Genomic DNA, 16,330 nt, shown 5'->3' on the forward strand with positions numbered 1-16,330 from the left:
ATTTTCATAGTGATCACCCATCCTTTCCTGCACAGTCACTCTGTGCAAAACTTCTATGAATTAGTTATGACTGATGTTAAGATTTCTGTGCCGCAACAACGTGTATTAAGGCTAATAAAATCTCTTTGAATCTCTTTACATAAGAACTGCTACTTAATGACTTTCACTTTTATTTTGTATCGCTTCTTCAAAAATTTACGTTCCTTATACATTTCTGAGTTCTTTGGCGTTTTTATGGTAATCTTGGAAAGGTTACACTTTAATCCACGATAATAAAATATACTGTCAATATTCCACCCAAGATTTTTTATGCCTTTAGGAACCGTGACACTTCTCAATTTGGGACATTCATGAAAAACAAGCTCTCCAAGTTCTTTCACACCTTTCTTTAGCACCACTGTTTTTAACTTTTTACAATATTTAAATGTTTCATCCAATTCCACTTTTCCGTATACTGTTATCTTCTTCAACGCAGAGTTACGAAACGCTGTCACCCCTAATTCTTTCAGTTTTCTAGGCATCCTAATGTAATTCAACGAACAGCACACAAACGCATTCTGTTCAATCACCTTTACCGTATCCGGCAGGATCACCTTTTTAATGTTGGTGCAGAAGGAAAAAGCGGAATCTGCTATCTTTGTTGTCCCCTTTTTTACTTTGACCGTTTTTGCCGTATACTTTCTTGGTACAGTAATTAATTTCTTTCCATTTTTAGTATACAATATTCCCTTGTATGACCTATACCACCTATTACCGGATGCTACGTTAAATTTTTTCAGATGCATTAGGAATGACTGCATTCCCTTGCAATACCCCTCATTCAACGATCCCCCTTCGTACGCATCGATCAATTTAACCGTCTTAGGAATATTTAATATTTCCACCTTTGGTACAAGCCACGTTCCCTCTTCCACATCATATAATTCATAACGATAATCTTGCTGTTCTGATGCTCTAAATACATCATACAAATCTATCTTTGTTACTGTTTTTCCGTCAATCTTTTCCGGTACGTTGACTATTTTTTGATCCATTGGTATTCCCACGATCTTAGCTGTATTATTTTTTTCCGAATAAAGATAAGTAAACCCATTTTTCTGACCCCACTTGCCACACTCTGCTTCTTTCATGGTAAAGAATTTTTGAAATAACGTCAAATACCTGTCATCCACCGGCACATAGTCTCGCTGTGCATGTACTGTTACTGAGGAAGACACTGCAACTAATGCACAAAAGACCGCTAATAAAAGATAATTTTTCCACTTCATACGAATCCCTCCTGTTCAACTATACTTTTTGTTATCATGTTCCACATACTAATATTCCTAGTTTCAATCACAACGTGAATATGTTTTCCATGTTGAAGTTGTGCTGATGGACTTATCTAATTTTCTCGCATAAGTATATACTCTGTATAAGCAAATATCATTCTTTGGATTCTTCGAGTCATTTGCTCCAAAATTGTTAAAAGCTTTAATATTAAACTTATTATGCTTATTATAATAATTTTGCAGCAGTCCTGACACCGCATGTTTAGCTCCGTACTTATAACGGTTTCCATTTGATCCCGGATTATCTGCATAATTTTCATGTGATCTTCGCCTTCTATAAGCAACTGTTTTGCCGTTATATTCATGTGTGATCTTCTGATCTAACGCTGAATATGTTATATAACTGCCATACATGTCTCTTATGATCTAATCGCACTCTGACGTCATAAAAAGGTCAGCTCCTCCATTACCAATAACGTCTTTCCACAATTGTTTTCGCATAGAATCATCATTTGGCACAATCGATTTGTGAGAAAATGCATCTCCTGCTACATGCAGTGCCATTCCAAGCACCCGCAGTGCTCTGTTATTGGCAGCCGCATTGGTCCCGGTATAGGCATTTGGGATGTTATAAGCCTTACCGCCTTTTTTAAGTTCTTTGGTGCAGATAATATTGATCGCCTTATTGATATATGACAGATTTGCCAGATCAACTACTGCGCCTTTGGCGGAGTCACTGTTCATGATCTCCGTAATGCTTTTCCCCTGATTAGTTTTCTGTAAATATGCAATCTTATATAGGTAATAGGCTGTTGTAATATAATTGGTATACCCATGCGCATGCAGGTTCGGTACATCTTTTGCCAAGGTGAGTTTTGTACCCCCGCTTGTTCCACTGCAGGTATCCACTGCCAGACTAACCGCTTTTAGCACAGCTATCTTTTTATCCGTGTATTTTGATTTCAAGTTCGCATCCGATACGGCATCTCTAATAAGGCTATTGTGTCCTTTTTCCATCCACTTTGCCACCACTCCCGGTATCTCATACCGGTCTTCTGCAGTAACATGGCTCCCACACTCCGGCAGATCACTTGTGCTGCAATTAGGCTTATAAACAGCATCAAAATCTTTCGCCAGTTCCGATGCAGCTTTATAGTCGACGATCTTTCCGTTCCCATCAGCAAGCTGTTTGGCACTGACATCCATGCATTGTCGTATCTTATCGGCAGACCAGTCTGCATGGTTCTCCCACAGTTTCGCCGCTACCGCAGCAATATGCGGTGCTGCCATACTGGTGCCGGATTCCACGGTCAATCCTCCCAACTGGGCAAGTACCGGAATATACTCTCCCGGTGCTGACAGTTCAACTCCCGCTCCCTGTACTGAACAATCTGCCGGCGACATATCTGCACTGACACCGCCAACAGCCATGACTTCCTCATATGCGGCCGGATATAATATTTGATCCGCTTCTTTATCATTTCCCGCTGCTGCTATCATCAGAATGCCTTTGTCTGCAACAGATTTGATCTCTTCTCTTAAAATATCGGAATCGTAATTCGTACCAAAGCTCATGTTGATAATATCAATACCATTTTCTTCACACCACTGCAGCGCCGCAACCACTCTGCTGATCGGTGCTTCGTTGTTTTCATCCAAGATCCGCACGGAATAGACTTCCAGATCATCATCGATTCCCGTCACACCATTGTCATCATCTTTCGCACAGATGATACTGGCAACTGCCGTTCCATGACCGGTCATATCACAGCATAGAAAAGAGGATTCTTCCCCGGCGTACAGAAGATCCACACGGTCAGCCACATCAATATCTTCTGTAATGTCTACCCCGGAATCGATCACAGCGATCTTCTTTTTGCCGTTTTCTGCCTTCTTCGGTTTGCCAGATACTCCACGCTCCACATTGACCGCATCAATATTCCATGCTTCCTTAGCAAACTGAATGATCTGGTCTGCTTCATCCGATTCACAGCCGCTTACTATTTCGTCACGTTCTACGGATACCACTCCGGACTCCTGTTCCAATTGCCTTGCTTGTGAATCGTTCAGCTCCAAGCTCACACAGCCGGAACTTTCCAACAGTTCTGCCGTACTTTCATTGTGATCCACAGTGTCATACTCTTCTGCCAGCTTGTCAAGCTTATGTCGATCTGCCACGTTCACGATGTAATCTTTTGCTGTTTCTTTGTGCGCTGCCGCACGAACTGTAAATGTCTCTTGTGCCCCGCCAAGGATCATAGATGCCGCCAATATGCTGACCACGATCCCTTTCCTTACTCGTTTCTTTTTCATTTGCACCTCCTTACCCATGTCACTTTTCGCATGTAAAAAATAGATACTCTAGATACAAAAAATAATTCACTCTATACAGAACTTCCGTTAGTTACATCTTTAGTACACCATAGATCTGTTACCTTGTCAACAATAGCAGCATAATCTTAATAATTCTTAAGAATTTGGACATATCTGATCATCTATAAAAAAAACCTCGCCCCTTTTGAGAAGCGAAATTGATGGATATCTGGTTGAAGATTCACAAAATACTCGCAAGGAAAATTCAAACCTTTTTAACACCTTAATCGTCATGAAAAAAAGTGATTAAATAACTGGAACATTGAGAGCAAAACATATATCCATAAAAAAGCACACATAAGCAAGCTAAAATTCCTAAAATCCTAATTCCAGTCAACTAACTCCCCAAGAAACGCAAGCTGAATTTCCAAGAATTCTAATTCCAGTCAACTAACTCCCCAAGAAACGCAAGCTGAATTTCCAAGAATTCTAATTCCAGTCAACTAATTCAATTCACCCCTCCCCCTACTTCAATAACATAGTAAATGAATATCATATTATCTTGCATTTCCCATACCAAATGCTACTGTCATCCATATCTGCCATATATTGCCTATTATATGGGCTTGTAAAATCTTCCGGTATAGGAAGTTTGAGTTTTTAAGAATTTGACATTAAATTTCATATTCCAGCACTTGACAATTATCAATACCAAATGCTGCGTATTCGTCATTCGTCATGTCCATAAAATAGGACCGCACAACGCGGGCTATACCGTTATGCGCAACTAGCAGATACGTTTTATCATCCTTCGATAATTCGTCCAGTAAATTATATACTCTCTGTGCGAGCTGCAGCATGGATTCGCCACCCTCATAATGATTGATAAACTCTCTCTTAGCGACCTTAAACTCTGCGCCATTTCTAGCAGTAGATTCGTATTTGCCAAAGTTCTGTTCTTTGAGCCTTGGTTCCTCCACACAGGGGATTCCTGTAGCCTCTGCAATATGATGTGCGGTGTCTGCCGCACGCATTAACGGAGAATAACGGATCTCATCTATCTTCAATCCTTGTTCTCTAATCTTACGTCCCAGTTCCATTGCCTGCTCATGTCCCAGCTCTGTCAATGCAATGTCCGTCGCACCACATATTTTATTCTCTACATTCCAAATCGTCTGTCCATGACGTGTAAAATATAATTTTTTCATCCTCATCTTATCCTTTCCTACTAATTTTAAAAACTCAAACTTCGCACATCCAAAGCTGCTGTTCGGTCACATATTGCTTATTATGTCAGCAATAAATATGATATTTTGCAGTCGACAAGATAACTTGTTCTGCCGGCAGCGAACTAAGATAATTGCCGCAGAGCGCAGAGTTTTTGTTTGATTTCTTATTTTGTTATGTCTCTGATGAATACATGCCCGAAGGAGTGTCTGAGATGTCCCGGATTAGCAAGGTATCATCCATTTTTGGACGGGACGCTTTCGCTACACTGCGCTACGTCACGTTACTTAATGTCTCTGAAATACGAGACATAAGTAACGACGAGCGCAAAGTCCCTTTCAAAAATGATGATTACCTTGCTTCCGGGACTTTTAAGTTCCCGAAGGGCATGTAGATCAAACATCAGAGACAACAAAATTTAGAAATCAACAAAAACGAAAATGCGGCAAGGCAATTACTATAGTTCTCTGCTGGCAGAAATAGCTATGTTGTGGCTGCAAAATACATAGTATTCTTTGACATAATAAGCAATATGTGACGACATGATAATTTTGGATGTGCGAAGTTTCAGTTAAAAATCTTAAAATTGGGGGCAAAAATATTTTGCCCCCAACGAATGCCACAGATTACTGCAAGCACATTTTTAATACCATAAATTATTTTTGTTCGGATTCCGATGTTTGTGACACATCCGATGTTTCTGTCGCTTCCTGCGTTTCTGTCGCTTCTGGCGTTTCTGTCGCTTCCGGCGTTTCTGTCGCTTCCAATGTTGGTGACGCAGCATCCTGCTGCATTTGCACTGCCGCAGCTTCCACCTCGGCTTCAGTTTCTTCCGACTTGTCCGGTGTGTCAAGCACTAATTCCATCAATTCACCGGCTTGAACCTCTTCCCCATCCTGTACTGTTAAGGATGCGTGAAATCCTTCCGGATCCAGCTTGTATCGAACCACCATTGCGACACTGCGAAGAAGTTTAAGCAAACCACCGATATAAAGAAGTGCAATCGCAATGACCGCTACGATCACCACATCCGGTACAATACGGTACAACAACTTCCATGGGAATATTTCCTTCTGCACAACAACAAGCACTGCCGTAGGTAATACGATCTGGATGAAAATATCCTTGACCAAACGAGCCGCATGAAAACCTGCTGCCGCACGTTTTCTCCAAATCCCGGTCATAAAGATCGGCAGACTGCAGCCCACCAATATGATCAAAAGGAGCAGATCAATGAGTCCATGTTGAAGCAGATAACTATTTGACGGAATGTTCGCTGCTTTTTCTCCCAAAAGGATATCCGTTACACCAACGCAGATTTTCTCCATCAACTGTTTGCCGACCAAGTAATCGCCGCCATTAAACAACATGACAAAACCGATTTTTTTGTCCGGTATCAATGCCATCATTGTCATTTGATTTTCCAAAACACCCGACTGATAATACAGATCCGTGCCTTTGTACTGGGTTGCCATCCAGCCCATACCATAGGCTTCCTCAGTTCCATACAAACTATCTTCTTTACTCTTGTTAATAACCGGTACGGTATTTTGTAATACCCCTGCAATATCTTCCGGATTTACGACATCCCCGCCTTCCTTCAGGTACATCTGCAAATATTTACCCATGTCCTTTACGTCAGAGATCATATATCCCGAAGAGACTGTTGCCCACTGATCCGATGCATTGTATTGATACTTGGCTGCAACCGGATAACCAAAATAATTTTTATATGCGGGTGACATTTCCTCCTGCATTTCCGGATTTTGGCGCAAGCTGTAGGTGGATGTCATACCGCAAGCATCCAATATATTTTCCGTCAGATATTCTTCGTAAGTCTCACCGGAAACACTTTCAATCAATTCACCCAAAATGGAATAATTCACATATGCATTCTGATAAATGCCTTCTTTGCCCTCGGCCTTCACCTGATCTAACATCGTTTCTTTTTTGATCCCGGTGGTCTGATGAAGCAATTTTTCGATCGTAACACCCTTCAGCGCACTGTATTTTGGCAAATACGTCGTAATATCATCCTCTAACTTGATCTCACCATCTTCTGCCAGACTCAACACACCTAACGCTGTCATAGACTGTGTCAGATTACCTAACACATAATCAGACTGTGTCTTGCCATCCACACCGAACGTAGCGCTGTAAATTTCTTTTTGATCGCTGACGATCGATACGCTGACCCCTGGCACACTTGCCGCGGATAACTGGTTCATGACATACTTTTCAACATCATATTCATGATATCCGCCCGCCTGTACCGTACTCACTCCGGAAAATACGGTCGCTACGGTAAGCGCCACTGCAGTCATTACTGTATAAAATCTTCTCATGCTGTTCCTCCTTATCGCATTACATAAGACGTATTATATCGAAAAATATGGCGTTCGTAAAGTAGCTAACTCTCCTGACCGTCAAACAACATATAATATTGCAGGATCTTGTATTCCCGGATCCATTGCTGCATGGATTCCGGTGCTTCCTCCAACGTGTAATACCGCCCCTCTGCATCATAACAGCCATTATCAGACAAGGAAGAAATTTCCTGTCGCATCGCCTGTAAGAAACATTGATAAGCACTCATGCTCTGCCCGGTATCCACAGCCATTTCTGTCGACAAATAGTTCAGCGATATATGATCAATTTCTTTTTCCGTAATATCATAATTTGCCCAAATAAGAAACGGTACCTCGTATTTTTTGAGTGCCTCTTCTTTGGTAAAACCGGCAGGAATCTTTCCTGTCATTTGGAAATAAAAGGAGTCCGGCAAATGAGGCTGATGATCTCCAAAGAAAACGATCACTGCCTGCTCCGCCTGTTTCTCATAATATGCAATTAATTTTTGCAATGCCGCATCCGATTCGTGGATCAGGGACAAATACTGCTCTACCTCCGGATCCGCCTGAAAAGATGTGACCTTGATCGGTTCCTTGAAAGAACTTTTCTTGGTATAGGGATTGTGATTTTGCATTGTCACATTAAACATAACAAACGGCTTATCCCCTTTTTGCTGCTCATAAAGCTCAATCATCTTGTCATAATCTGCTTCATCTGAAATCAGACCTCGTACCTTCTTTGCTCCCACAAACTCTTCTTTCGTCACAAAAGAATCCACCCCGATCAACGGATAGACACGATTTCGATTATAACCGGATGCATTATACGGGTGCATCGCATAAATGAACGACCCCTGCCTGTTTTTCATGTCCCATAATAGGGACGGCGTTTTGGTATGTATGTATTCCAAATAGGGATTTCCCGGCAAAAATGCTTTCGTACAGCCGGTCAAAAATTCAAACTCCGAGTTTGCTGTATAACCGCCATAAACGGATGACTGTGCAAACCCTTTTACCGTATTTTGCTGCAAGCTGTCCCAAAACGGCATCACGGCTTGGTTTGTCTGAAAATCTCCCCATACACGCAGATCACTAAAGGCTTCGTTCATAATCATGATCAGGTTGGGCGACTGCTCCTGCCCTATGGAAACTGCCTGTTTTTCATATTGCTGCAATATCTTCTGAGCAGCCGCTTTACTATACCCTTCCGGCTCCGATACCGTATGCACCTGTGCATTGGCAAGGAAATAAACAAAGTAGCCATATTTTTGCATACCGATCTGATGATCCCAATATACCGAACTAACACCATCCATCAAAAGTCCTGAGCCAAACATCCCCACTGTCATCCCGACACATACGATCAGTCCGATCAAAGAACCACGCAGTTTCCAAGCAGTTTCCTTCGAAAGCAACCCACACACTGCAACAATCTGCAACACCGCTACCGCTGTCGCCGCGATCAGGCACGGTATGATCTTAACGGTGTACCGCCCCGCCACTGTCATCGCCGTAGAAATAGCGTAAAAATCCATAAATATGATTCCATAGCCACGAAATTGCAATACAAGATAATTGATCCCTCCAATAAGGATCATCAATATTCCACCAAACAATAATGCAGGGCGCATTTTGCGAAAGAAACAAAGCAGCACGCCATAATAGATCATGAACAAAAACATATTGCGTGCAATCCCGTTTACTCCTATTGTGAAAGGATTCGCATCAAGAAATAACTGCATCATACAATACGATGCGAAACTATATAGTATGAAGAAAATAACTTTTGCATACCATTTTTTCAGCATAACATTCCCCCATTCCACGAATTCCAAAAAACAATTCGTTAACAAAAACATGCTAAAACCGCATTCTTCGGAAAATAATAATAGCGTTATTATGCAACGCAAAAGACCCGCCGTCAATACGGCAGGCCCATTTATTTCTTGCTCAAACTTCGCACATCCAAAATCATCTTGTCGATACATATTGCTTGTTATGTCAAAGAATACTAAGTATTTTGCAGCCACAACATAGCGATTTCAGCCGTCAGAGAACTATAGTAATTGCCTTACCGCATTTTCGTTTTAGGTGATTTCTAAATTTTGTTGTCTCTGATGCTTGATTTACATGCCTTACGGAGAACTCGACGTCCCGGAAGCAAGGTAATCATCATTTTTGAAAGGGACTTTGCGCTCGTCGTTACTTATGTCTCGTGTTTCAGAGACATTAAGTAACGTAACGTAGCGCATCGTAGCGAAAGCGTCCCGTCCAAAAATCGATGATACCTTGCTAAACCGGGACATCTCAGGCATTCCGTCAGGCATGTATTCATCAGAGACTTAACAAAATAAGAAATCACACAAAAACTCTGCGTTCTGCGGCAATTATCTTAGTTCGCTGACGGCAGAACAAGTTAGCTTGTCGGCTGCAAAATATCATATTTATTACTGACATAACAAGCAATATGTGATCGGACAGCAGCTTTGGATATGCAAAGTTTGAGTTTCTTATTAGAGTCTTTCTATCATGTATCTATTAGTTACCAAACAAATCTCCAAATCCGAACCAATCGTTGCCGGATCCGCTGTCGCTGCCGGAATTTCCGTTGTTACCATTGTTGCCATTCTGGCCGTTGTTGCCGATGTTACCATTGCTGCCATTCTGACCGCTGTTGCCATTGCTGCCGTTCTGACCGTTGTTACCATTCTGGCTGTTGTTGCCGGAATTGCCGCTCTGACTGTCATTGTTGGACGATTTGCCGGAACTTAAACCGTTTAATGAACTGGAACCTTGCAGTGTAACTTTCACTTTCTTTTCTTTATACGTTCCAGAATCACTTCTCTGCAAGATGATCTCTACCTGAGTTCCCTTTTTGTAGCTATTGGCTTTTTCCTGCAGACTTTCGATAGAACGGACTTCCATATTATTAATGGATGTAATGATGTCGCCTTTCTGGATGCCTGCTTTGTCTGCCGCACCATTCTTAGATACTTCTGCAACATAAACACCATTTGGCATATTGTAGGCTGCCATCTCATCAGAAACCGTTCTTCCGCTGATTCCTAAATAGCCTTTTTCACTATCTTTGAGGTTTTCTTTATTCATCAGATCCTCAATGATCGGTTTTGCGACGGAAATCGGGATCGCATATCCAACACCTTCTACTTCAGAAGCTGCGATCTTAGCAGAGTTAATACCGATAACCTGCCCCTGCATATTGATCAAAGCACCACCACTGTTACCAGGATTGATAGCTGCATCGGTCTGAATTGCCTTGATCGTATTAGAGGAGGAAGAACTGGAGCTGCCACTCTCAGATTCTGAAATTTCACGATCTTTTGCACTAATATAACCAACCGTTACCGACTGACCATAACCAAGTGCGTTACCGATAGCAACTGCCATCTCACCAACTTTAATCTTGCTCGAATCGCCAAGATCAGCTACGCGGATCTTGTTCATCGTGCTCTCTTTGATCTTAGATGTCTGTACTGCGATAACAGCCAGATCATTGCTGCTGTCTGTTCCTTTTACCGTTGCCTCGTAAATCTGCTCATCAATAAACTGTACAGAAATTGTCTTTGCACCGTCTATAACATGATTGTTGGTTGCGATCAGCAATTCTTTATCATTCTGTCCTACAATAAATCCGGAACCGGCACTGGTCGTATCCTGTCCCTGATACTGCTGTCCAAACAAGTCATAATAGTTCGCACCCTGTGAAGTGCTTGTGATAGCAACGATTGCCGGCATAGTCTGCTCCGCGATACCGGAAACGTCTGTGGTTCCTGTCTGCGTAGTCGAAGGAGAAGAGGTGCTCCGTGCTGTGCTCGCACTCTTACCGTCTGTTGTTGACTGCAATTTCGTGGCAGATGATGTTGTCGTAGGCAGGAAGCGATTCGTTACATAGCGAACGCCTTGGAAACATATTCCGGAAACAACACCAAAGATAACGGCACATGCAATGCAAAATGCAATTTTCTTTCCGGTACTTACGCTGCCCGGCTGTTTTGATTTCTTTGCTTTCGGTGGTTTTTGGTTCGGCTGTCTGAAATTCATCTGTGGACCGCCGTTCATCTGCTGTGGGCCACCGTTCATCTGTGAACCGTAACCATTCATTTGCTGTGGACCGGCTCCGCTTTGCTGCGCAGAGTCATTATTTGGCTGTGCAGCTCCACCGCCATAATAATCTCCGGAGTGTATGCTTGTGCCCTCTCCATTCTTGTAAGAGTAGCTGTAAGTACTGCTCTGCTCTGCCTGTGCGCTTGCGCCCTGCTCAGAAGCAGACTGCGCTGTCTCACTGTAAGCCGCCGCATTTTCTGTTTCTACCTGTGGTGCATCGTTGTGCTCCACCGGATTACCGTACTCACCTGTGTATCCTGAATCTGTTCTTTTGTTCTCTTCCATATCTAACCCTCCATTTCTATTTTACGTCCTCTCGGTATCTTCTCAAAACGAGTCACTCCGAGCGTACATTTTTCGTCGGTCAGATTGTCGAATGTATCTCATACGCTCTAACCATTTACAACTAAGAATCTCATGTGCTGTTCTTAGTTTCTGACTGTAAGTCTACCAGTGATTTGTGTTCTTATTGTGAAAACTTCTTTAAGAAAAAGTTAAATCCCAGTTGGATATTGCGAATAATGGAAGAAAATACTATAATACTGTGGTAGCTGATAGATTAATAAAAGCGGGAGGTTTATATTACATTGATACGAGAAAATCAACGATTATTGAATTTATTTCATATTATAATAGATGCCCTTATTATTGCAGCAGCATTCCTGCTGTCTTACGAACTGCGTTTTAACGAGCTTTGGAGTCCGTTGATCCGTCACCACATTATCAGTCCGCCCATCGGATATTATTTGCGGCTGGATCAATATCTCAACACATTGGTATTTTTGATCCCATGTTTTATCATTATATACCGTTTCTGCGGCTTATATGATCCAAAGCGAACCAACAGCAAACGTCATGAGCTTTACTGCCTGATCAAGGCAAACCTGTTTGGTATCGTATACGGTACAGCGATTTTGTACTTTATCAAGCAGACTGATTACGCCCGTCTGTTTTTGACCATGTTTATTATGATCAACCTGACTGCAGATTACATTTTCCGTCTGATCGTAATGAGCATATTGAAGCTGTTGCGCAAACGCGGCAAAAACCTGAAACACATCCTATTAGTTGGATACAGCCGTATGGCAGAGGGCTATATCGACCGTCTTCGTGCTCACCCGGAATGGGGCTATTATGTACACGGTATTTTGGACGATAACAAACCGATCGGGGAATCTTACCGAAATGTGGACGTGATTGGCAACACCAGACAACTTGCCGATCTGCTTGCTACCAACAAGTACGATGAGATTGCTATCACACTTCGCATCCAGGAGTTTTTCAAATTGGAAAAGATTGTGGCAACCTGTGAAAAATCGGGAATCCATACAAAATTTATCCCGGATTATAATCATATCATCCCGACAAAACCATATACAGAGGATCTGGATGGCATCCCTGTCATTCATGTGCGCCATGTGCCGCTTAGTTCCTCCTTTAACAATGCGATCAAGCGTATCGTTGATCTGTTTGGCGGCATTGTGGCTCTGATCATATTTGCCATTCCAATGTTACTGTTGTCTCTTATCATCAAGATCACCTCACCGGGACCGCTTATTTTTAAGCAGGTACGTGTCGGACTGCACAACCGTGAATTTGCCATGTACAAGTTCCGTTCTATGCGTGTGCAGGAAGAGTCTGCTGAGAAAAAGGCTTGGACAACGGCAAATGATCCTCGTGTTACCAGCATTGGTAAATTTATGCGTAAGACCAATTTGGATGAGCTTCCACAGATCTTTAACGTGCTGAAGGGTGATATGAGTCTCGTTGGTCCTCGACCGGAAAGACCATATTTTGTCAATAAATTTAAGGAAGAGATCCCGCGTTATATGATCAAGCATCAGGTTCGCCCGGGTATGACCGGCTGGGCGCAGGTAAACGGATACCGCGGGGACACATCCATTACCAAACGTATTGAATGCGATTTATATTATGTAGAAAACTGGACACTTTTGTTGGATTTTAAAATACTGTTTTTAACATTCTTTGGACGCAACACCAACAAAAATGCCTATTAATAACAAGAGGAAGGGTTTGATAGAGGTATGGCAAAGGATTATGAAGATTACCGTCGCCGCAATGAGCGTACGCAGGAGGCAGTGCGCCGCAGACGCAACGCTGACTATGCAACACGCCGCAGCGCGGGATATTATGAGGATGAAGATTACAGCGAGCCGGTCAGACGAGCTCGTCAGACTGGTTCGACAAAAAGATCAGGTACCAACGCAAAGCGCAGACAAACTACGAGATCGGGCAACTCAACCGGCAGCCGAAGTCATAGCGGACGGTCCGGCAGTTTCATCGGCAGCCGCAGTCATAACGCACGCTCCGGCAATGTAACAGACAGCCGCAGACGAGATATGCGCTCTGTTGGTGCAGCAGGTAGACGTAATAAGAAACGCCGCCATCCGATCCGCCGTTTTTTACTATGCCTTTTACTGATCGTTGCTTTATGTGTCGGCGGCATATTTGTTTATTTGGTAAAATCACTGAATACGATTGAAAATCATCCGCTATCAGATGTGACACTTTGCGGGGAACAGGATGCAAATATCAAGAATTACACCAATATTGCCCTGTTCGGCGTGGATTCCCGTGCCAACGACCTAAGAAAGAACACACGAAGTGATTCCATTATCGTAGCAAGCATTAATAATAAAACACACGACGTCAAGTTAGTGTCCATTTACAGGGACACTTATGTAAAGATTCATGATCATGGCTGCACTAAGGTCAACCACGCTTATGCGTATGGCGGTCCTGATCTTGCCGTCAATACACTCAACAAAAACTTTGATCTGAATATTAAAGATTTTGTCACGGTAAACTTTAGTGCTTTAACGAATGTTATTGACGAATTGGGCGGTGTTGAACTCACGATCAAAAAAGAAGAGTTAAAATGGGTAAACGCCTATGGTCACGACGTTGCGAAGATCAATGGTCAAAAATATACCAAGATCAAGCATCCCGGCAAACAGACAGTGACCGGCGTACAAGCTACCGGCTACTGCCGCGTACGCTATACAAAGGGTGGCGATTTCACCCGTGCAGAACGACAGCGAACCGTCCTTCAGGCTATTTTTGCCAAGGCAAAAAAATCGAGTCCTACTGCGCTGATCTCTGCTATGAATAAAATCTTTCCGCAGATATACACCAGCCTATCGACATCGGACATCCTGTCACTCATGAAGTACCTGCCTTTTTATGAGATTGGCGATCAACAGGGATTTCCGTACAAATTAAGCTGTCACCGCGGACGGGACGGTATATATTATGACTTCCCAACGACACTCGTATCCAATGTAAAGAAACTGCACAAAGAACTATTTGGAACCGACAATTATGAGCCAAGTAAACTTGTGCACACGATCAGCAAAGAAACCAGCAATTAGCTTAACAGTAGTCGGTGTACAACACCAAAGGAACTTGTAATCAGCTTGACGATGATGGTTCCATAACTACTTTGGGGGATTGACTATGAAGATTCGTACCAAACTTATTATTGCCTTTTTGATCATGATCTTATTTCCATTTGGCATGAGCGTACTTTGCGTACACTTCGTGATGGAACGACAGACAACATTTCTCAAAAGCAACTACGATATTGAATCTTCGGACTACGAATTATCTCTCAATCCGATCACGATCATCTTTAATGTAACGATGAACGACTATGTTGCCCTAGTGCAGACGGCAGACCAGAATCCGGATCGCTTTTACGATACTGATTATCTCCAGAAAGCAAATGACCATTTGGCAAGCCGCGACTCGTTCCTTATTTTGAAAATAAACGGTAAAGTAACATTCACCGGCAATTCTAAGCAGCACAAAAGAATGGAAACACTCCCAGGCTTTATTAAATATGAAAAAGGTACCGACAACATTGTATATATGGATCAAGGTGCTTCAATGGTAACTAAGAAAAAAGACTTTTACTTCTCCAACGGAACACAGGGACAGCTCTTTTTGGTGACCAATTTAGCATCTCTGGCACCTCATTGGAAAAAAGCGATATTTGATCTAATCTACTCTTTCTTAGCGATCATTTTGATCACCGCGCTGCTCCTCGTGATCTGGCTCTATCGAAGTATCGCATATCCGATCAGCATACTGCGCATTGCCACGATTCAAATTGGTGCCGGTAATCTGGATTACCCGATCCATCCGATATCGTCGGATGAAATTGGTGAATTATGTCAGGAATTTGAGGAAATGCGTATCCGCTTAAAATCTATGATGGATGAACGTATTCATTACGAAGACGCCACCCGAGAAATGTTAAACAACGTATCTCATGATCTAAAGACGCCATTAACAGCGATCAAAGGGTATTCCGAAGGACTGTTGGACGGCATAGCGGGCACCGAGGAAATGCAGCACAAATATCTGCATACCATTTATGCCAAAGCAAACGATATGACCTATTTGGTCGAAGAACTTTCTCTATTTGCCAAAATGGAACAGAGCAGACTTCACTATGATCTCATTCCAATCAATCTGTCCGATTACTTTACGGATTGTATGGAAGATCTTTCCCTTGATCTGCAGAGTTACGGCATGACATTGTCCATGTTTAACTCTACGCCGCCAGACACCAAGGTGATGGCAGATCCCGAGAAATTAAAACGAGTGATCTTTAACATCGTGAATAATGCTGAAAAATATATGGATCATTCACCGTCTACCCTGCACGTTATTATCACCGAAGAACCCTCTAAACCGGAGCAGCCGCCATTGTATCGACAGCTCAATAAGGACGGTTCCGAGATTGAGCCTGCATTGCCACCAGACGAATTTATACGGATCCACATTGAGGATGAAGGCCCCGGCATTGCCGCAGCCAGTTTACCATATATATTCCAACAATTTTACCGCGCCGATGCCTCTAGAACTTCATCAACAGGTGGAAGCGGTCTGGGACTCTCCATCGTCGAGCAGATCATTTCTGCACACGGCGGTAAAGTGTGGGCTGAAAGTGTAGAAGGCGTTGGAACGAGCATTATATTTACCCTGAAAAAAGCAAAAAACACTGATTTATCCTAAGGA

General features: G+C 42.6%; 10 protein-coding genes. 3 read left to right on the plus strand and 7 right to left on the minus strand.

Annotation, left to right across the window (positions count from 1 at the left end; translation table 11 throughout):
• Positions 1 to 149 precede the first annotated feature (149 nt).
• The 7 genes from DXB73_RS11920 to DXB73_RS11955 form a co-directional block, all read right to left on the minus strand.
• Positions 150 to 1,268: a leucine-rich repeat domain-containing protein gene (locus DXB73_RS11920; protein ID WP_118691286.1), complete on the minus strand. Its 1,119-nt coding sequence runs from the start codon at positions 1,266 to 1,268 to the stop codon at positions 150 to 152.
• A 63-nt stretch (positions 1,269 to 1,331) separates the two neighbouring features.
• Positions 1,332 to 1,685 carry a hypothetical protein gene (locus tag DXB73_RS11925; protein WP_118691287.1) on the minus strand — a complete coding sequence of 118 codons (354 nt, stop codon included), beginning with the start codon at positions 1,683 to 1,685 and terminating at the stop codon, positions 1,332 to 1,334.
• Positions 1,686 to 1,697: 12 nt separating this feature from the next.
• Positions 1,698 to 3,584: a S8 family serine peptidase gene (locus DXB73_RS11930; RefSeq protein ID WP_182448332.1), complete on the minus strand. Its 1,887-nt coding sequence runs from the start codon at positions 3,582 to 3,584 to the stop codon at positions 1,698 to 1,700.
• Between the two features lie 674 nt (positions 3,585 to 4,258).
• Positions 4,259 to 4,792 (minus strand): histidine phosphatase family protein, encoded by a 534-nt coding sequence (locus DXB73_RS11935; RefSeq protein WP_118691289.1) that lies wholly within the window; start codon positions 4,790 to 4,792, stop codon positions 4,259 to 4,261.
• Between the two features lie 675 nt (positions 4,793 to 5,467).
• A complete protein-coding gene (locus tag DXB73_RS11945) occupies positions 5,468 to 7,156 on the minus strand; it encodes a serine hydrolase domain-containing protein (RefSeq protein ID WP_118691290.1) in 1,689 nt (562 codons plus the stop codon).
• 65 nt (positions 7,157 to 7,221) lie between these two features.
• Positions 7,222 to 8,967: a sulfatase-like hydrolase/transferase gene (locus DXB73_RS11950; RefSeq protein WP_182448331.1), complete on the minus strand. Its 1,746-nt coding sequence runs from the start codon at positions 8,965 to 8,967 to the stop codon at positions 7,222 to 7,224.
• Between the two features lie 730 nt (positions 8,968 to 9,697).
• Positions 9,698 to 11,569, minus strand: a complete 1,872-nt coding sequence (locus tag DXB73_RS11955) for a trypsin-like peptidase domain-containing protein (protein ID WP_243104118.1) — start codon at positions 11,567 to 11,569, stop codon at positions 9,698 to 9,700.
• Positions 11,570 to 11,871: 302 nt separating this feature from the next.
• Here DXB73_RS11955 and DXB73_RS11960 point away from each other — a divergent pair, with 302 nt between their 5' ends.
• The 3 genes from DXB73_RS11960 to DXB73_RS11970 all read left to right on the plus strand — a co-directional run bounded on the left by DXB73_RS11960 (position 11,872) and on the right by DXB73_RS11970 (position 16,327).
• Positions 11,872 to 13,302 (plus strand): undecaprenyl-phosphate glucose phosphotransferase, encoded by a 1,431-nt coding sequence (locus DXB73_RS11960; RefSeq protein WP_118691292.1) that lies wholly within the window; start codon positions 11,872 to 11,874, stop codon positions 13,300 to 13,302.
• A 27-nt stretch (positions 13,303 to 13,329) separates the two neighbouring features.
• Positions 13,330 to 14,676: an LCP family protein gene (locus DXB73_RS11965; protein WP_118691293.1), complete on the plus strand. Its 1,347-nt coding sequence runs from the start codon at positions 13,330 to 13,332 to the stop codon at positions 14,674 to 14,676.
• Positions 14,677 to 14,761: 85 nt separating this feature from the next.
• Positions 14,762 to 16,327, plus strand: a complete 1,566-nt coding sequence (locus tag DXB73_RS11970; RefSeq protein ID WP_118691294.1) for a HAMP domain-containing sensor histidine kinase — start codon at positions 14,762 to 14,764, stop codon at positions 16,325 to 16,327.
• Positions 16,328 to 16,330: the final 3 nt, after the last annotated feature.

It is taken from the genome of Clostridium sp. OM05-6BH, from assembly GCF_003481635.1.
In the GTDB taxonomy this organism is placed as follows: domain Bacteria; phylum Bacillota; class Clostridia; order Lachnospirales; family Lachnospiraceae; genus Butyribacter.